The 17,781-nt window shown below is 60.0% G+C and carries 20 protein-coding genes and 1 tRNA gene; 8 read left to right on the forward strand and 13 right to left on the reverse strand.

The window, feature by feature from the left end; all coding sequences use genetic code 11:
* Window positions 1-33: 33 nt before the first annotated feature.
* Both vapC and vapB read right to left on the reverse strand, forming a co-directional pair.
* A complete protein-coding gene (gene vapC, locus JMN22_RS14845; RefSeq protein WP_198797083.1) occupies window positions 34-450 on the reverse strand; it encodes a type II toxin-antitoxin system tRNA(fMet)-specific endonuclease VapC in 417 nt (138 codons plus the stop codon).
* The gene (gene vapB / locus JMN22_RS14850) at window positions 450-680 is read right to left on the reverse strand and encodes a type II toxin-antitoxin system VapB family antitoxin (RefSeq protein ID WP_030141493.1); all 231 of its coding nucleotides are present in this window, start codon (window positions 678-680) and stop codon (window positions 450-452) included. The genes vapC and vapB overlap by 1 nt, the downstream gene beginning before the upstream one ends.
* A gap of 175 nt (window positions 681-855) precedes the next feature.
* Between vapB and JMN22_RS14855 the strand changes: the two genes are divergently transcribed.
* Complete coding sequence (locus tag JMN22_RS14855; RefSeq protein WP_198797084.1) at window positions 856-1,305, forward strand: carboxypeptidase regulatory-like domain-containing protein; 450 nt, start codon at window positions 856-858, stop codon at window positions 1,303-1,305.
* A 9-nt stretch (window positions 1,306-1,314) separates the two neighbouring features.
* Here the strand turns inward: JMN22_RS14855 and JMN22_RS14860 are convergent, their stop codons facing one another.
* The 11 genes from JMN22_RS14860 to panM form a co-directional block, all read right to left on the reverse strand.
* Complete coding sequence (locus JMN22_RS14860; protein ID WP_030141491.1) at window positions 1,315-1,761, reverse strand: hypothetical protein; 447 nt, start codon at window positions 1,759-1,761, stop codon at window positions 1,315-1,317.
* Window positions 1,762-1,801: 40 nt separating this feature from the next.
* Window positions 1,802-4,036: an ATP-binding protein gene (locus JMN22_RS14865; RefSeq protein WP_198797085.1), complete on the reverse strand. Its 2,235-nt coding sequence runs from the start codon at window positions 4,034-4,036 to the stop codon at window positions 1,802-1,804.
* Complete coding sequence (locus JMN22_RS14870; RefSeq protein ID WP_030141489.1) at window positions 4,033-4,638, reverse strand: biliverdin-producing heme oxygenase; 606 nt, start codon at window positions 4,636-4,638, stop codon at window positions 4,033-4,035. The genes JMN22_RS14865 and JMN22_RS14870 overlap by 4 nt, the downstream gene beginning before the upstream one ends.
* A gap of 98 nt (window positions 4,639-4,736) precedes the next feature.
* The gene (locus JMN22_RS14875; RefSeq protein WP_030141488.1) at window positions 4,737-5,786 is read right to left on the reverse strand and encodes a PDDEXK nuclease domain-containing protein; all 1,050 of its coding nucleotides are present in this window, start codon (window positions 5,784-5,786) and stop codon (window positions 4,737-4,739) included.
* Between the two features lie 223 nt (window positions 5,787-6,009).
* A complete protein-coding gene (locus JMN22_RS14880) occupies window positions 6,010-6,417 on the reverse strand; it encodes a hypothetical protein (protein WP_030141487.1) in 408 nt (135 codons plus the stop codon).
* A gap of 61 nt (window positions 6,418-6,478) precedes the next feature.
* Window positions 6,479-6,808 (reverse strand): DHCW motif cupin fold protein, encoded by a 330-nt coding sequence (locus JMN22_RS14885; RefSeq protein WP_030141486.1) that lies wholly within the window; start codon window positions 6,806-6,808, stop codon window positions 6,479-6,481.
* Between the two features lie 118 nt (window positions 6,809-6,926).
* Window positions 6,927-7,002: transfer RNA gene (locus tag JMN22_RS14890), tRNA-Phe, on the reverse strand.
* Window positions 7,003-7,104: 102 nt separating this feature from the next.
* The gene (locus JMN22_RS14895) at window positions 7,105-7,377 is read right to left on the reverse strand and encodes an oxidative damage protection protein (RefSeq protein ID WP_030141485.1); all 273 of its coding nucleotides are present in this window, start codon (window positions 7,375-7,377) and stop codon (window positions 7,105-7,107) included.
* Window positions 7,374-8,441, reverse strand: a complete 1,068-nt coding sequence (gene mutY / locus JMN22_RS14900) for an A/G-specific adenine glycosylase (RefSeq protein ID WP_198797086.1) — start codon at window positions 8,439-8,441, stop codon at window positions 7,374-7,376. The genes JMN22_RS14895 and mutY overlap by 4 nt, the downstream gene beginning before the upstream one ends.
* Window positions 8,438-10,663: an AsmA family protein gene (locus tag JMN22_RS14905; protein WP_198797087.1), complete on the reverse strand. Its 2,226-nt coding sequence runs from the start codon at window positions 10,661-10,663 to the stop codon at window positions 8,438-8,440. Before JMN22_RS14905 ends, mutY begins: the two co-directional genes overlap by 4 nt.
* A 250-nt stretch (window positions 10,664-10,913) precedes the next feature.
* Complete coding sequence (panM, locus tag JMN22_RS14910) at window positions 10,914-11,312, reverse strand: aspartate 1-decarboxylase autocleavage activator PanM (RefSeq protein ID WP_198797088.1); 399 nt, start codon at window positions 11,310-11,312, stop codon at window positions 10,914-10,916.
* A gap of 261 nt (window positions 11,313-11,573) precedes the next feature.
* On the opposite strand from panM, the gene JMN22_RS14915 reads away from it, so the two are divergent.
* The 7 genes from JMN22_RS14915 to JMN22_RS14945 all read left to right on the forward strand — a co-directional run bounded on the left by JMN22_RS14915 (window position 11,574) and on the right by JMN22_RS14945 (window position 17,438).
* Window positions 11,574-13,235 (forward strand): OFA family MFS transporter, encoded by a 1,662-nt coding sequence (locus tag JMN22_RS14915; protein ID WP_198797089.1) that lies wholly within the window; start codon window positions 11,574-11,576, stop codon window positions 13,233-13,235.
* 290 nt (window positions 13,236-13,525) lie between these two features.
* Window positions 13,526-14,119, forward strand: coding sequence for an imidazoleglycerol-phosphate dehydratase HisB (gene hisB / locus JMN22_RS14920; protein WP_003186751.1), 594 nt, complete (start codon window positions 13,526-13,528; stop codon window positions 14,117-14,119).
* Window positions 14,119-14,757: an imidazole glycerol phosphate synthase subunit HisH gene (gene hisH, locus JMN22_RS14925; protein ID WP_030141480.1), complete on the forward strand. Its 639-nt coding sequence runs from the start codon at window positions 14,119-14,121 to the stop codon at window positions 14,755-14,757. Before hisB ends, hisH begins: the two co-directional genes overlap by 1 nt.
* On the forward strand, window positions 14,757-15,011 hold the full coding sequence (locus tag JMN22_RS14930; protein WP_030141479.1) for a DUF2164 domain-containing protein: 255 nt from the start codon (window positions 14,757-14,759) through the stop codon (window positions 15,009-15,011). The genes hisH and JMN22_RS14930 overlap by 1 nt, the downstream gene beginning before the upstream one ends.
* A gap of 99 nt (window positions 15,012-15,110) precedes the next feature.
* Window positions 15,111-15,848: a 1-(5-phosphoribosyl)-5-[(5-phosphoribosylamino)methylideneamino]imidazole-4-carboxamide isomerase gene (gene hisA / locus JMN22_RS14935; protein ID WP_014336098.1), complete on the forward strand. Its 738-nt coding sequence runs from the start codon at window positions 15,111-15,113 to the stop codon at window positions 15,846-15,848.
* Window positions 15,849-15,857: 9 nt separating this feature from the next.
* On the forward strand, window positions 15,858-16,628 hold the full coding sequence (gene hisF / locus JMN22_RS14940) for an imidazole glycerol phosphate synthase subunit HisF (RefSeq protein WP_003196830.1): 771 nt from the start codon (window positions 15,858-15,860) through the stop codon (window positions 16,626-16,628).
* Between the two features lie 63 nt (window positions 16,629-16,691).
* A complete protein-coding gene (locus JMN22_RS14945) occupies window positions 16,692-17,438 on the forward strand; it encodes a substrate-binding periplasmic protein (RefSeq protein ID WP_198797090.1) in 747 nt (248 codons plus the stop codon).
* Window positions 17,439-17,781 lie beyond the last annotated feature (343 nt).

Consider the following 17,781-nt stretch of genomic DNA (forward strand, 5'->3'; position numbering starts at 1 on the left):
GATTTCCAAGAGTCTCGTTGGAGCTGGATCGTATCAAGGCTTTAAAGCCAAGGGAGTCCAATCCTCGACACGCAGTCCGGGCACTCTCTCAAACTCTTTCAGATTATTGGTGACTACGATCAGCCCGAGGGAACGGGCGTGGCCGGCAATCATTTGGTCGTAGGGGCCGATTGGTTTGCCTATTTTGGCCAATTCCGCCCGGATCATTCCGGTGTGTGCGGCGGCGTCATAACCAAAAGGTAAGACCTCAAGTCGTGCACAGAACCCTTCAATGACGCTGAGGTTTTTCTCTGGTGCGGATGATTTTTCTGCACCGTATATCAAATCCATAAGCGTGACGGCGCTGATGCAAAGCTGGCCGTGATGACGAATGAACGCTTCTCTAACGACCTGGGGCTTGTTCTTGATGGTGAAAATACAAATGTTGGTATCGAGCATGAACTTGATCATCAGAAAGACTCACGCTCCTGATCGGCAGGCTGTTCACGCTCTGCCATAAAGTCTGCTGTCGCACTGTCGCCATCGAACCAGCTGTCCCACGCTTCGCCGGCTGGAGTGATGATTCGGGCTCTGCCTATGGCGACTACATCTACCCGTTTGACGTCGCTTGGCATCGCCACTGCCTTGGGTAGCCGGACCGCTTGGCTGCGGTTGCTCATGAAAATGGTAGTTTGTTCCATTTGAAGATCCTTCAATAAATCTATTGGAAGCATAGGTGAATCAAGGGATATGTCAACGGGATATACCTGTTGCGATCCGTCCTAATCGCTAGTCCCAATCGATCTAAACGTTAACGCCTGGCTGTGCTCCAAGAAGGACTCATGTGAGTTGTTTCCAGGACCTGGAGTTCTCGCCATGAAGCCCATTCAATATTTAGTATTGCCATTCATCGCCATCAGCATGCTGCTGTTCCCCCTCGCGCTAGACGCCACCAACCTCACGCCTATCGACAACACGGGCGTCCAGGTCCAACCCATGCAGCAGAACGGTATCACCTACCTGTCCGGCGGTATCGGCGAGGACGAAGCCCGAGCCATCGGGCAGGCCCAGGGCTACAACCTGCACATGACTTTTGCAATCGGCCCGGAGAACAAGTACGTCCCGGACGTGGACGTGACCGTGCAGAGCGCATCGGGACAGACATTGCTGACGCTCAGCGATGCAGGGCCGCTGGTGTATGTGCAACTGCCACCGGGCAGGTACAGTGTGGTGGCGACGCGTAACGGCGAAGAGCGTCGCGACACCGCCGAGGTAGGCAGCGGGGCCGCGCGCAATCTGGTGTTCCATTGGAACAGCAGTGAATAGCAGGCCGGTTTATTCGCTGGCCGATGTTTCCATCGATTGGCGATAACGGTCCAGCGCCTCGCTGAAATCCTTGATGAACTCCGGCGTGCTGAGCCAGCGCTGTGCTGTCTCACGGTCCATGTCGTCGGCCCACATGCGGTAGTCGACGAGCATGTCGGCGGCCAGGTTGGTGGCGGCCATGCTTTCGTTTTCGGCGTTCTTCAGGTCCAACAGGCCTGGCCGCTCGATGATCATTTCGCTGACGTTTGCCAGCAACGTGTCGAGCATCTCGCTACGGCTGATGGCCTCGGCTTCGCGCAGCTTGGCAAACAGCTCCAACACGTAGACGGGGGGCTGGGCGGTGGCGTGAGCCGGATCGCCATACATGGGGATGGACTTGCGCCCGGTCATGCGGATCTGCTTGGCTTTGTCTTTGGCACGCTTGGCGCGTTTCTGCTGTTTGTTCAGTGAGGCCATTGGGCTTCGGTTTCCAATTCGTTAAGGGACGGTGCCCGGCTCAATCGATTTTCGGCACGGTGAAGCGGAATTCGCTGCCCTTGCCTGGCTGGCTTTCGGCATGCAGTTTACCGCCATGCGCCTGGACAATCCCCTTGGAAATGTACAACCCCAGCCCGGTACCGTTGGGGTTGCCTTCCTTGGTGGTCCAGTAGCGATCGAAAACATGAGGCAGCTGTTCTGGCGCGATGCCTTCCCCGGTGTCGCGAACGCTGAACACGATTTCATTGCCCACCGACATTGCGCTGACGCCCACGCGACCTTGTTGCGGCGTGAATTTGATCGCATTGCCGATGAGATTGGACAGCACCTGGAACAGCCGCTCCGGGTCGGCGTTGATCTTCAGGTTGGGTTCGGCCTGGAAAGAGATGTCGATGGCCTTGGCGGAGGCCAGCGGCGAGAGCAATGAACACGCGTCCTCGAATATCTGGCTGACGTCCGTTGGCTTGGGACGGATGGTGTAGCGCCCGGCGTCTATGCGCGAGGTGTCGAGCAGATCCTCCAGCAACGCGTTCATGCGACTGGTGGCCTGTTGCATGGTGTCGATGGCCGAGGCAATTCGCTTTGAACTGTGGGAACCGTCGGAACTGAAGGCCTTTTGCATCATGCCGCAGAGCATGGAAATGACCGTCATCGGGCTGCGCAGGTCATGGGAGACGACGGCCACCAGGTCATCGCGCGCTTGCACCGCCTGGCGCTCCTTGCGCACTTGTCGGGCCAGGTCGTTTTCCAGGGCCGAGCGACGCAGGTCGTTGGCGGCGAACAGATCCCCGTGGCTCCATTTGGTGCTGATGCCGTCCATCTCGACTTTCCATATCTCGAATGACGTGCGCGGTCGCAGGCGCATACCGGCCTCGCTGGTTTCCAGGTCGAGGGGTTTTTGTGGGTCGCCGCTCCAATTGATGGTCTGCTTCACTTCGGGGCGGAACCAAAGCACGCCATTTTCCACGGGCTTGGGCAAATGAATCGCCAGTACGCCGCTTGCCACATCCTGATAGGCCTTGGCTGGTGCGAAAACGCTGCCCAGTTTGTGGTGGGAGAAGGTCGGCTGGCCTGTTTCCATGATCCACTTGTGCAACTCGCGGATTTGCTCCGGTTCCGGGCATTGGCCGTGGCGATGCAGCTTGTTGTCTTCGAGAATCGCTACGCCGTGGGCACCTGTAAGGTTCATCAGTCGTTGCGGTTCGCGGCACAAACCGTCGAAAACGTTTTCGCTGGACTCGGCCATGACGGTGGCAAGCGCCTGTAGATCTTCGAGCTTGGCGTCCCGTTGGCGGGTCAGCTCAAGGGCTTCCATGGCGCTGATCTGCAGCGACAGGATCTGGCCGATGGTCTGGCACGCCATGCGCATTTCGTGGGGCACAAGCAGCGGCTGGCGATTACCGCAACTGATCAGCCCCCACAAACGCTCGCCTTTCATCAGCGAGATGCTCATGGATGACAGCACGCCCATGTTCTTCATGTATTGACGGTGGATCGGCGAGACGCTGCGCAAGGTGGAAAAGCTCAGGTCCAGTGGCGCCTGGGTATCGGGGCGCAGCTCGGGCACCAGCGGTACCGGCGCATAGTCGGCGTTGGGGATGATGCGCAGCCAGTTGGTCCGGTACAGCTCACGGGCCTGCTCCGGAATGTCCGACGCAGGAAAAAACAAGCCCTTGTAGAGTTCCATCGACGGCGCGCTGGCCTCGGCGATGACTTGGCCGTGGCCTTCTTCCTCGAAGCGATAGATCAGCACGCGGTCGTAGCCGGTCATGGCCTGGATTTCGCGCACGCTGATTTCATAGAGGGCCTGGAGGGTTTTTGCGCTTTGCAGGCGCTGCAGCATGCGGCCCAGGTTGGCCTCGCCGCTGACTCCCTCGGGACGGTAGTCGCTCAGGTGTTGTTCCAGTTCAACGATCAGCGCGCCCTGATGGCGGTGCACCAGGGCATCAAAGCGCTGCTGGTTTGCGACGATGGCCACCGGCGCGCTGTCGCTTTCCGGGGCGGTGCGACAGGCAGCGAGGATCGCCTCTGCCTGCTCCTGGCCCAACAACGCATCCAGCGTCTGGCCCAACAGCCTGTGGGGATCGTGGCCCATCAACTGCAATACGTTGGCGCTGACCTGGCGGATCGTGAAGTCGGGCTCCGACAGCATCAACAACACGCCATGAGGCTGGATGGCCCCGGGGAAGCGGATCGGTTCGTCTGCGCAATTGGCCAGCAGTTCTTCGAAGACTTCCTTGTTTTCCGGGGTCATGACAATACCTTTTGGCTGTCCAGCCAGCGTTCGAAATAAGTAAAGGTCGCCTTGGCGGCGTGTGTGACTTCGAGCGTCTGCGCCTCGCCAAGGTTCCTGTCGTCCAGGTACTGCAGGAAATCCTTCCAGCGCCGGCCGGTGAGTTCGCCATAGACGTTGAGAAAGGCCGCCCCGCTGGACGCATCAAGACCCAGTTGCTCGGCCACCCTGCGCCGCAGGATCTGCCCGCCGAGGGTCGCCCCTTCCAGCACATAGGAAACGCCAAGGGCGGCTGCCCGGGAGTCGATCTGCGGCAGCTCCCGGCAAACAGGAAGCGCCTCGATAGCGGCAGCATCCATGCCCAGCGCGATGAGGTCGGCGCGTAACACGGGGAGCTTGATACGCTGGGATTGATCCAGCCCGCTCGGAATCAGCGCCAACCTGTGAAGCCGTTCCTCCAGCGGCTGATAAAAACCGTAGTAGGCCGCGAGCAGGCGTTGGTACAGGCCCAGGTCCAAGTGTGGCGAGAAAAACGGCAGGCGTTTCTCCAGGGCAACATGCAATTCAGCGGTTTCAGTCCGCAATGCCTGGATCAACGAAGGGTTAGGGGTGACCGGTGGCATGCAGGACGAAGCTCGTTGAATGGCGCGTTGCTGAAAAAAAACGCATCAATGTTACATGGGTTTTTCGAGTCTGCGGTCATCAGCACCGTTCTGATTTTTCAGGTCGCCGCATCCGATGGTCCTTGCACCAATCTCACCCGTTCGCGATCCAGCGCCTGGCGTAGTTCTTCTTCGGTGGGGAGCACTGTTTGGTACTGGCTGGCAAACAGTTGCTCGTTTCCCTGCAGCACGGAATAGCGCACCACCGACTCATCCTTCTGAGCGCAAAGAATGATGCCGACGGTGGGTTTGTCGTCGGGGCCGCGCCTGAGGTCATCGTAAAGCCGGACATACATGTCCATCTGGCCAATGTCCTGGTGGGTAAGTTCGCCGCGCTTGAGGTCGACGATGACAAAGCACTTGAGCACGTAGTTGTAGAAAACCAGGTCGAGATAGAAATCCTTGCTTTCGGTACTGATGCGCTGTTGACGGGCAACGAAGGCGAAACCTTTGCCAAGCTCCAGAAGGAAGCCCTGGAGTTGATCGATCAAGGCTTGTTCCAGATCGGTTTCCTGAAGCATGCCGGCGTTGGGCAGGCCGAGGAATTCCAGGACCACCGGATCCCTGACGATGTCCCTGGGGCCAAAATCCAGTTTCCCTATATTGGTGATTGCTTCCTGCTCCACCGCGCGTCGGTCGCGGCTTGCCAGGAGGCGCTCGTAATAGAACGTGCCAATCTGGCGTTCCAGGGCGCGGGTGGACCAGTTTTGGGTGGCGGTTTCGTTCATGTACCAATGGCGGGTGCTGTCGCGTTCTATGCGTAGAAGCGTCCGGTAATGAGTCCAGCTCAATTCGGTACGCACTGCGTTCCAAATTGGAAACTTTTGATAAAAGTCCCGCATGTGGCGCAGGTTGCGTTCATCAAACCCTTTCCCAAACCGCGCCGTCAGCACCTTCGCCAAAGACGGCAGCAACTTTGCTCCGTAGACCGCTCGTTCGGCTCCTCCTTGCTCGAATTCGATGATGTGCCGGCCGATCTGCCAGCAGGTCTGGACCTGGAGGGTATCCACGGCTCGCAGGACTTTCTGGCGTGCCTGGCGAATCAGCTCGCCGAGTTCGTTGATCAAGGGGGCGAGCTGCGGGTCTTCCTGGGGCAGTGACGAGGTCATCGAGGTGTCCAGCCATTGAGAGGGGGGCGGACCAGAAGGATGCTTCAAAGCAAGTTTCGATGATGCCAGACGAGGCTGATTGCTTAGGTGGAAAAGACGCGGATTCGTGCAGGACGGTTTTGACGCGACCTGAGATCGGTTAACCCGGCGTGTGGGAAAAGATCCTTAGAGATTGTCATCCACCGCCAACGCTTTCATTGCGAAAGCGCTGGCGGCGTGATGATCAGTCCTGGCCTAGAGTAAGCGCCTGGGACGCAGCCACGTAATCGGCCTGGAATGGCTTGCTTTCCACCCAATCCAGCGCGGCCTGTTCGTCGACTCCGGTGGTCAGGCGACGGTATTCGATCAATGCGGTAATGATGAAGTCGGTCGCTTCTTCCTCACCTTCCTGTTCCAGCACGAGGGCCAGCAGTGGGTGCGCCAGGAATGCTTCGCACATCGCCTGCTGACTGACCTTTTCGGCGGCGCTCATGATTCGGAACAAATCCGACAAGTCCACGGTTTCCAGATCGATGCGTTCGTCGTTCGGGTCCAGGAAATCGTTCGGCGCAGCAGCTCGCTGAATGCGGTTCTTCTTGGCTTTCGCCTTGGCGCGCTGGTTGCGTTTCTGCTGCTTGTTCGCCGATGACATGGTCGGATTCCTGATGAATAAGGCTGCTTATCCTACAGCTTCATGGCGAACGCTTCGAATCTCAATCGACTATGAAGAGCGTGGCCCCAGGTGAGGTCGAGGAGCGATGGGGCTCGGCCTGGTCGGCCACTTGGTAGCTCATGCCTGGCTTGAGCAGAAATTGCCGGCCATCTTCGAGCTCGGTGTTCAACTCTCCCTTGAGGCAAAACAGGATGTGGCCCTTGGTGCACCAATGATCGGCCAGGTAACCCGCCGTGTACTCCACCATCCGCACCCGGATGTTCCCGAATTGCTGCGTGCGCCAATAGGCGGTCCCGGTGATGCCTTTATGTTCGGTGGGCTCGATCGTTGACCAATCGGTGGTGCCGAAGGGGATGCCGGTGATATCCATGGCGACTCGCTTGCGAGGAGGGGAGCGGACGAATGTAGCCGAGTCGCCCGGCCACAGGAAAGAAAATCACAGGCAATAAAAAACCCCGATCAATTTCTTGATCGGGGTTTTCGGTATTTGGTGCCCAGAGACGGAATCGAACCGCCGACACGGGGATTTTCAATCCCCTGCTCTACCGACTGAGCTATCTGGGCAACGGGGCGCATTAAACGGGTTTTTCAGGGGGGCGTCAAGCGAGTTATCAAAAAATATTTAATTATTACCGTCGCTTACGATTCGCCCCCGCGCTGGACGGCTTATTCGGACGGCGGCACGTAGCCTTCCGCCTTGGCGTATTCTTCGCCGGAAAAGAACTTTTCCATCTCGCCTTGAAGGTACTTGCGGTCTTCGGCGTTCATCATGTTCAGGCGTTTTTCGTTGATCAGCAGTGTCTGGTGTTTCTGCCAGTCGCCCCAGGCCTTGGCCGAAACGTTGTCGTAGATGTCCTGGCCCTTGGCGCCGGGGAATGGTGCGCGCTCCAGGCCTTCCAGTTGTTCTTTGTACTTGCGGCACATGATGGTGCGGGTCATTGCAACTCTCCTGCGTTCAATACGGCGGCCGCGCGTTCAAGCAACGTCTTGACCGGGGCAGCGAGGCCCAGGCGCGGCGGGGTGGCGAGGTTATACCAGAGCCAGTCGGCCTCGGCCACGTGATGGCCGGTTTCCCGGACCCGGACCAGCCAGGGTTCGATGGCCAGCTGGAAATGGCTGAAAGTGTGTACCAGGCTCGGCATTGCCTGTTGCTGGCCCAGCTCCAAGGCATGTTGCGAGGCCAGATGTTGCAGATCATCCAGGTCGTCGAGCTCCGGCAGGCTCCACAATCCACCCCACAAACCGGTGGAAGGACGGCGATAAAGCAAGATGGCGCCCTCGCGGTTAGCCAGCATGGGCATCAAGGTGCGCTTCTTCGGCACTTCCTTGCGCGGCTTGGGAATCGGATAACGGGTTTCCAGGCCCAGCATGTGTGCTTCACAGCCCTGTTTCAGCGGGCAGAGCAGGCAACTGGGCTTGCTGCGGGTGCAGAGTGTGGCGCCCAGGTCCATCATCGCCTGGGTGTAGGCGTTGACGCGATCCTGTGGGGTGAAGCGCTCGGCAGTCGCCCATAGCTGTTTCGCCACCTTGGGCTCGCCCGGGTAGCCTTCCTGGGCGGTGAAGCGCGCTAGCACCCGCTTGACGTTGCCATCGAGGATCGGCGCCCGCAGGCCCATGCTGATGCTGGCGATAGCGCCTGCGGTGGACAGGCCGATTCCCGGCAGTTCGGTGAGTTTTTCCACGTCCCGGGGGAATTCGCCACCGTATTGCTCGACAACGATTTTCGCGGATTTCTGCAGGTTGCGTGCACGAGTGTAATAACCCAGTCCAGTCCACAGGTGCAGCACTTCATCCTCCGGCGCGGCGGCGAGGGCCTCGACGGTGGGCAGTGCGGCCATGAAGCGATCGAAATAACCGAGCACGGTGCTGACCTGGGTCTGCTGCAACATGATCTCCGAGACCCATACCCGATAGGGGGTGATGCCTTGTTGCCAAGGCAGGTCATGGCGTCCGTGACGGTCGAACCAATCCAGTACGGCGGTGGAAAACTGCTCGGATGTCATCGCTTGAACAGCCCCTTGAGCGCGTCTTTCAGCTCGGGACTGACCTTGTCGCCCAGCTTCTCGTCGATCTTGTCGCCGAGACGATCGCCGGCCAGTTTCGCCGCGACCTTGCCCAGCCCGTCGTTGTCCAGGCGGCACGCCTTCGCACCCAGCTCCAGTGGGCCACGGCAGCGCAACGGCCATTCGACGTCGACGTAGCGTTCGTTGACCTGGCAGGCCGGGTCGGGCATGTCGCTCTTGTCGCCTTCGACGATGACCCCGACGCGGTAGTCCATGCCCAGCACGCGCAGGTCGATGTCGCCATTGCCGTTGACGGTCATGCCGGGGATGCGCACTTTCAGGTCCGGGTTGCTGGCAACGCCGTTGTTGAACGTGAGGTTACCGTTGAGCTGCCGGAACGGCGTGTCCTTGCCTCGCGGTTCGCCGCTGAGCGTCTTGCGGTTCAGCGTGGCGATGCCTTTGCACAATTGCTGCTCAAGGTTGGCGTTGAGCAGCACGCCGTCGTTGATGACGAATCCGGCGTTGCCGTTGAGGCTGTCGATCAGGGCCTTCTGACTGTTGCCATTGGCGGTTATTGCGCTGTTGAGCGTGACCAGTCCCTTGACGGGTGGATTCTTGCCCTGGCTTTCGATGATCTTTTCAGCCGGCACCCGGTTGATCTTGGTTTGCAGGCCCAGCTGTGGCGTGGGCTGGCGGACGTCCAACGTGCCCTTGGCCTCGAAGTTGCCGCTGTACAGGTCGCCCCGCAGATTCTCCAGGGTCAGCAGACCGCCTTGGCCAGAGGCCTTGAGGGCGGCATTCTGGATCGGCAGCTTGTCGAGGGTCAGCTGGCCGAAGGTCAGGTCGGCATCGATATCCAGCTTGCTCAGGCGCTCCACCGGGAACAGCCGGTCATTGCTCCAGGCGCCCTGGGTCGGGGCGCTGGGCAGCGGGGTGCTGCCAGCACCGGCCATGGCGCTGGCCTCGGTGTTGCTGACTTCCGCTTCACGGGCTGCCTTGGCGCTGTCGGCTTCGGCGGACTTGGGTGGCAAGTAGCGATCGACATTGAAGGTGTCGGCCTTGAGCTGCGCGCGAAGCGACTGCTTGGCGAAATCCTCCACGGCGATACGGCCGCTGAAGTTGCTTTCATCCAGTTTGAGATTGATGTCGTTGAATTCGACGCTGGTTGGCGTGGCTGCAACGCGGCTCGCCAGTTCGACCTTGGTCAGGCTGCCTTCCGCCATGGCCGGGAGTTTCTGACCGACACTGTCGACGAAACTTGCGAGGTCGAACTGGGCGATCGAAATGCCGCCGTTCAGTTGCGGCGTCTTGTCGAGATCGTTGACTTTCAGCTCGCCCAACGCGCGCAACTGGTTAAGGGAAAGCTTGATGCCGGTCCATTCCGCGACATTTGCCGCTCGGTCCAGGGACAATTGGCCTTGGGCTGCGAAACTGACTGTCTTGCCCTGCAGCGGATCGCCGGTGGCTTCGCCGGACAACTTCAGGTCTTCGAATCGATAGCGCTGCACGGCGCGTTCGAAGCGCAGCTCGCCGGTCATTTCGGTGCGCACGCGCACGGCGGGCTGGTTGCTCGACAGGAACGCCGTGAGGGTGACCGGGATGTTGGTCGAGTCATGGACCGGGCCGGTGCTCAACTGGATACTTTCGGCAGTGAACTGTTTACCCGTCTGTTCGTCGGTGTACTCGACCCGGGCGTTGTTGACGGTCAGGCTGTCGATGTCCAGGCGCGTTGGCTGCGCGGGTTTTTCTGCAGGTGCGTTGGCCGGTGGGGCGGGCTGCTCGACCGGCGTCGGCGCGTCCTTGGTTGGCGCGGACGCGGGCGCCTTGCCGATGTCCTGCCAGTTACCGTGGCCATTCTTGTCACGGTTGAGGCGCAGGTTCAGGCCTTCGACCCGGACATCGCTCATCTGCACTTCGCGGCGCAGCAACGGCATGACCCGCACCGACAGGCCGAGCATCTGCAAGTCGGCGAAAGGCTGCGTCGGATTGGCCAGGGTGGCGACGCTGGCTTCGTGCAGTTCCAGGCCCAGCCACGGGAACAGACTCCAGCCAATATCCCCATTGAGCGTCAGCTCGATGTGGGCTTTGTCGCGGGCTATCTGGCGAATTTCTTCCTTGTAGTCGTTGGGATCGAAGAGGTGGGTCAGGGCAAAGCCCAGGGCCACGATGATCAGCAACAGCCCGAGAAGTACCAGACCCAGGATTTTGCCGAACGCTTTCATGGGCGAATCCTTGTAGGTTGAGTTCAAATTTTGCCTGGGAGTATAACGTCCCGGGTTGGTGGAGCGTTGGGTGATCGATTTTTCGACCTGCCGTTAACCGGTCAGACGCGGCCCCCGTGGCGAGGGAGCTTGCTCCCGCTGGGCTGCGAAGCGGCCCCAAACCAGGCGAATCGGTATACCCGGCGCACCGTGGATTCAGTTTTGGGGAGCTGCGCTCCCAGCGGGAGCAAGCTCCCTCGCCACAGGTGTGCTAGTCGACATCCAGCGGCAATTTCAATTTCGCCGCCAGTGCCTGGGCTTCCAGATGCCCGGCAGGCGCCTGGAGTCGAAGCTCGGCATTATCCTGCAGGGCCATTCTCCGGGCCTCGCTCACCAACCGCTCAGCCACGCCACGGCGGCGCGTGATATTTCGTACGCATAGGTGGGACAAGCGCCAGGCGTTCTGGTGCCGTTGCAGCCGTGCGGCACCGAGCAGGCGATCATTGAAGCGTGCCGCGATCAACGAACCTTCCTCCAGGCATCTTGCGATCAATTGCGTGGCGTCGCTGAACGGCTCGAACAGCCAGGCGGGCGCGTCCCGATAGATTTTCTGCAGGTCCTGCTGGTCCTGTTGAGTGGCTTGTTCCAGGTGCTCGACAACGATGGGCATGGAAATTCCTGAAAAATAAACGCATGGCCCCCTACAGAAAGCGGGCAGAGGCGCGATAAGACGAATGACAGGAAAAAGGTGATAGCACTTTGGTTTTTCTGTCACGAGCAAATGGTAACCTTTGTCAGTTCGTCCGTCCTTCTGCGGCGTGATGTCGCACTAAAATGGAGCTTCACTGCAAAATACAGTCATGCCTGCGTGCAATGAAGGCTGAGGGTGAAGTGTGGCTGGCGAACCATTCTAATAACTGGGGGATACACAATGAGCACAAGCATTACGGCCGGCGGCGTCGCCGACCAGCCTGCGTTCCTCTCCAAGGAACGCATTATCGCCAAGCCCGGCTTCAACCGCTGGCTGGTTCCACCGGCCGCGCTGGCCATCCACCTCTGCATCGGCATGGCCTATGGCTTCTCGGTGTTCTGGTTGCCGCTGTCCAAGGCCTTGGGTATCACCAAGCCTGTGGCCTGTGCACCGGATATGAGTTTTATCTCGCAAATCTTTTCGTCCCAATGTGACTGGCCGATCTCGATGCTCGGCTGGATCTACACCCTGTTCTTCATCTTCCTGGGTTGCTCGGCGGCCATCTGGGGCGGCTGGCTGGAACACGCCGGTCCGCGCAAGGCTGGCGTTGTCTCGGCCCTGTGCTGGTGCGGCGGCCTGTTGATTTCCGCGCTGGGCATCTATACCCACCAGATCTGGCTGATGTGGGTCGGCTCTGGTGTGATCGGTGGTATCGGCCTGGGCCTGGGCTACATCTCGCCAGTGTCCACGCTGATCAAGTGGTTCCCGGACAAGCGCGGCATGGCGACCGGCATGGCAATCATGGGCTTCGGTGGCGGCGCGATGGTCGGTGCTCCACTGGCGGCCGCGTTGATGAGCCATTTCGCTTCGCCGACCGAGGTCGGTGTATGGCAGAGCTTCCTGGTGATGGCTGCGATCTACTTCGTGTTCATGATCGGTGGCGCCCTGTCGTACCGCGTCCCGCCAACCGGCTGGAAGCCTGAAGGCTGGACCCCGGCACCGAAAAAAGCCGCGAACGCGATGATTACCCATCGCCACGTTCATGTGAACGTTGCCTGGAAAACTCCGCAATTCCGTCTGGTCTGGCTGGTGCTGTGCCTGAACGTATCCGCCGGTATCGGCATCCTCGGCATGGCTTCGCCACTGTTGCAGGAAGTGTTCGGCGGCAAACTGCTCGGCAACGACCTGCCTTTTGGTCAACTGGACGCTGCGCAACTGGGCCAGATCGCTGCGATCGCGGCCGGTTTCACGGGCCTGTTGAGCCTGTTCAACATCGGTGGCCGGTTCTTCTGGGCGTCCTTCTCGGACTACCTGGGCCGTAAAAATACCTACTTCGTGTTCTTCGCCCTGGGTGTTGCGCTGTACGCGCTGATCCCGAACCTGGGTCACCTGGGCAGTGTCGCGCTGTTCGTGGCGGCGTTCTGCATCATCCTGTCGATGTACGGCGGCGGCTTTGCCACCGTGCCGGCCTACCTGGCGGACCTGTTCGGTACGCAAATGGTTGGCGCGATCCACGGTCGCCTGCTGACGGCCTGGGCGGCAGCAGGCGTGCTGGGTCCGGTGCTGGTGAACTACCTGCGTGAATATCAGCTGAGCATTGGCGTTGAACGCGCCGCGGCCTATGACATCACCTTGTACATCCTCGCCGGCCTGCTGGTGCTGGGCTTCCTGTGCAACCTGATGGTTCGTCCGGTCGCCGACAAGTACTTCATGACCGACGCCGAACTGGCCGCCGAACAGGCGCTGGGCCATGACAAGGGCGCCGACAGCACCACTTCGCTGGAATGGAAAGCCGCGCCGGGCACCAAGCCCCTGGCGATCGCCGCCTGGCTGGTGGTGGGCATTCCGTTGGCGTGGGGCGTGTGGGTGACCCTGCAGAAGACGGCGGTGTTGTTCCACTAAGCGACAATGTGAATAGGCCCGAATCCGTCGGAGACGGGCCAACCCCGTGGGAGCGGGCTTGCTCGCGAAAGCGGTGTGTCAGTTGACGATGATGTCGTCTGATGCGCCGCTATCGCGAGCAAGCTCGCTCCCACAGTCGTTTTGGGTGAGGGCAAAGGCTTGTATGCACATGTCTATCCCCGACCACGCGGGCTTCAGCCCGTCAGTGATGTCACCTCTTTTGTTTCTGTTTGCCGCTCACGCCCCTATAATGGCTGCCTTTTTCGCCCAATGATTTTGCGGAGCTGGTGATGGCCGAACGTAAGGCGTCTGTCGAGCGCGACACTCTGGAAACCCAGATCAAAGCCTCGATCAACCTGGATGGCACCGGAAAGGCCCGGTTTGATATCGGCGTGCCTTTTCTTGAGCACATGCTGGACCAGATCGCCCGTCACGGGCTGATCGACCTGGATATCGTCAGCAAGGGCGACCTGCATATCGACGACCACCACACGGTGGAAGATGTCGGGATCACCCTGGGCCAGGCCTTTACCAAAGCCATCGGCGACAAGAAGGGTATCCGTCGCTACGGCCATGCCTACGTGCCGCTCGATGAAGCGCTGTCGCGCGTGGTCATCGATTTCTCCGGCCGCCCTGGCCTGCAGATGCACGTGCCGTACACCCGCGCTACCGTCGGCGGCTTCGATGTCGACCTGTTCCAGGAATTCTTCCAGGGCTTCGTCAACCACGCCAACGTGACCCTGCACATCGACAACCTGCGCGGGCACAACACCCACCACCAGATCGAAACCGTGTTCAAGGCTTTCGGCCGCGCGCTGCGCATGGCCGTCGAGCTCGATGACCGCATGGCCGGCCAGATGCCTTCCACCAAGGGCGTGCTGTAATGCAGACGGTTGCGGTTATCGATTACGGCATGGGCAACCTGCACTCGGTGGCCAAGGCCCTCGAGCACGTGGGCGCCGGCAAGGTGCTGATCACCAGCGATGCCGAGGTGATTCGCGAAGCCGACCGAGTGGTGTTCCCCGGCGTCGGTGCGATTCGTGATTGCATGGCCGAGATTCGTCGCCTGGGCTTCGACAAGCTGGTACACGAAGTCAGCCAGGACCGGCCGTTCCTCGGCATCTGCGTGGGCATGCAAGCCTTGCTCGAGCGCAGCGAAGAAAACGACGGTGTCGATTGCATCTCGATGTTTCCCGGCCAGGTGAAGTTCTTTGGCAAGGGCCTGCATGAAGACGGCGAACATTTGAAGGTCCCGCACATGGGCTGGAACGAAGTGAAACAGACGGTCGATCATCCGCTGTGGCACAACATCCCGGACCTGGCGCGCTTCTACTTCGTGCACAGCTACTACATCGCCGCCGGCAATGCGCGGCAGGTGGTGGGCAGCGGTCACTATGGCGTCGATTTCGCCGCGGCCCTGGCCGATGGTTCGCGCTTCGCCGTGCAGTTTCACCCGGAGAAGAGCCATACCCATGGCCTGCAATTGCTGCAGAACTTCGCGGCGTGGGACGGTCGCTGGTAATGGCCCGCAAGAAACCGCCGATCCTCACCCTCACGCCTGAACAGGAAAGTGAAGCGAACCGCAAGATCCAGCGGTTCATGGAGGAACGTTTCGAACTGGACCTGGGTTCGTTCGAAGCGGCGGAAATTCTTGACCTGTTTACCCGCGAAATTGCTCCGCACTATTACAACAGGGCGATTTTCGATGTGCAGGCGCACCTTAAAGAAAGGTTCGAAAGCATTGAAAGCGACTTGTGGGCGCTTGAGAAGAATTAGAGCAGCGGCAAGCTTCAAGCTTGAAGCTGCAAGTATTGGAACGCGTGCCTGCTCGCAGCTTATGGCTTGCAGCTTGCAGCTCTTTGACGAAGGAAAAGCATGCTAATTATCCCCGCTATCGATCTCAAGGACGGCGCTTGCGTCCGTCTGCGTCAGGGCCGCATGGAAGACTCCACGGTGTTTTCCGATGACCCGGTGAGCATGGCCGCCAAGTGGGTGGAGGGCGGCTGCCGTCGTCTGCATCTGGTCGACCTCAACGGCGCCTTCGAAGGGCAGCCGGTCAACGGTGAAGTGGTCACGGCCATCGCCAAGCGCTACCCGAACCTGCCGATCCAGATCGGCGGCGGCATTCGCTCGCTGGAAACCATCGAGCACTACGTCAAGGCTGGCGTGAGCTACGTGATCATCGGCACCAAGGCTGTGAAAGACCCGGCTTTCGTTGCCGAAGCCTGTCGCGCGTTCCCTGGCAAAATCATCGTTGGCCTGGATGCCAAGGACGGTTTCGTCGCCACCGATGGCTGGGCTGAAATCAGCACCGTGCAGGTCATCGATCTGGCCAAGCAGTTTGAAGCCGACGGCGTGTCCTCAATCGTTTATACCGATATCGCCAAAGACGGCATGATGCAGGGCTGCAACGTGCCGTTCACCGCTGCACTGGCCGCTGCCACCAAGATCCCGGTGATCGCTTCCGGTGGTATCCATAACCTGGGTGACATCAAGTCGCTGCTCGACGCCAAGGCGCCGGGCATCATCGGTGCAATCACCGGTCGTGCGATCTATGAAGGCACCCTCGACGTCGCTGAAGCGCAAGCTTTCTGCGATTCGTACAAAGGCTGAGGACTGACCATGGCGCTGGCCAAACGCATCATCCCTTGCCTGGACGTGGACAACGGCCGGGTGGTCAAGGGCGTCAAGTTCGAGAACATCCGTGACGCCGGCGACCCGGTGGAAATCGCCCGTCGCTACGACGAGCAGGGTGCCGACGAGATTACCTTCCTGGATATCACGGCCAGCGTCGATGGCCGCGATACCACGCTGCATACCGTCGAGCGCATGGCCAGCCAGGTGTTCATCCCGCTGACCGTGGGCGGCGGAGTGCGCACCGTGCAGGACATCCGCAACCTGCTCAATGCCGGCGCGGACAAGGTGTCGATCAACACTGCGGCGGTGTTCAACCCGGAGTTCGTCGGTGAAGCGGCCCAGCATTTCGGCTCGCAGTGCATCGTCGTGGCCATCGATGCGAAGAAAGTCTCCGGCCCGGGCGAAACCCCACGCTGGGAAATCTTTACCCACGGTGGGCGCAAACCTACGGGCCTGGACGCTGTCGAGTGGGCAAAGAAGATGGAAGGCCTGGGTGCCGGTGAAATCCTGCTGACCAGCATGGATCAGGACGGCATGAAAAACGGCTTCGACCTCGGCGTCACGCGCGCGATCAGCGATGCCTTGGGCATCCCGGTGATCGCTTCCGGCGGCGTCGGCAACCTGCAGCACTTGGCCGACGGTATTCTCGAAGGGCATGCCAGTGCAGTGCTGGCGGCGAGCATCTTTCACTTCGGTGAGTACACCGTGCCGGAAGCCAAGGCCTACATGGCGCATCGTGGTATCTGCATTCGCTGACCGCTGGACACCATGGCGGGCCCAAGGCACTCTTGGGCACACCATGGATTGCGGTAGCCCGACATGCTCAAACGCCTCGTTCTTGCCTTTGCCGGTGCCACGTTGCTGCTCGCCGGCACTGTCCGCGCCGCTGAAACATCGCTGGTGTTGCTGACGGAAAACTTCCCCCCGTACAACATGGCCAAGAACGGCAAGAACTTCGCCCAGGACGAAAACATCCATGGCATTGCCGTGGACATCGTCCGAGAGATTTTCAAGCGCGCCGACATTACCTACAGCCTGACACTGCGTTTTCCCTGGGAGCGAATCTACAAACTCGCGTTGGAAAAACCGGGTTACGGTGTGTTCGTGATGGCGCGGCTGCCGGAGCGTGAAAAACTCTTCAAATGGGTCGGTCCCATCGGGCCAGACGACTGGGTGATGCTCGCCAAGGCTGATAGCAAGATTGCCCTCGGCTCGCTGGAGCAGGCGCGCCAATACCGGATTGGTGCCTACAAGGGCGACGCGATTGCCGAGACGTTGGCCAAGCAAGGGCTCAAGCCGATTGTCGTATTACGGGATCAGGACAACGCCAGGAAACTGGTCAATGGCCAGATTGACCTGTGGGCTACCGGCGACCCCGCTGGACGTTACCTGGCGCGCCAGGAAGGCGTCAGCGATCTCAGGACCGTGCTGCGCTTCAACAGTGCCGAGCTGTACCTGGCCTTGAACAAGGACGTGCCTGACGGCGTGGTTGCCCGGTTGCAAAAGGCCTTGGATGAATTGCGCAAGGAAGGCGCGGTGGACGCGATCATGGCGCGGTATCTCTAAGGGTTGCACTCGCCGTGCGGTCGCCATGGCGAGCAAGGTTGCCAGGGTGTTCACCGATGCGGTGCCCACCTCAGGTCCCCTGTGGGAGCGAGCTTGCTCGCGAAAGCGGTGGATCAGCTTGCATGAATGTTGAATGTGCTGGCCCCTTCGCGAGCAAGCTGAACTGGTCAAGTAATCCCGGACACCGATTACGGTGTTTATGCCGCTTTTTGCTCCATGGCTATTGGCGACAGGTAGTTGTTGTAGCTGTGGAGCCTAGTGCGGTTGTAGTACATGAAGAAACGCACCATGTCCGTTTTTGCCTCCTCGATCAGGCCGTAGCCGTTGCGAGGTACCCACTCTG

This window comes from Pseudomonas sp. HB05 (assembly GCF_016756915.1).
GTDB classification, from domain to species: Bacteria; Pseudomonadota; Gammaproteobacteria; order Pseudomonadales; family Pseudomonadaceae; genus Aquipseudomonas; species Aquipseudomonas alvandae.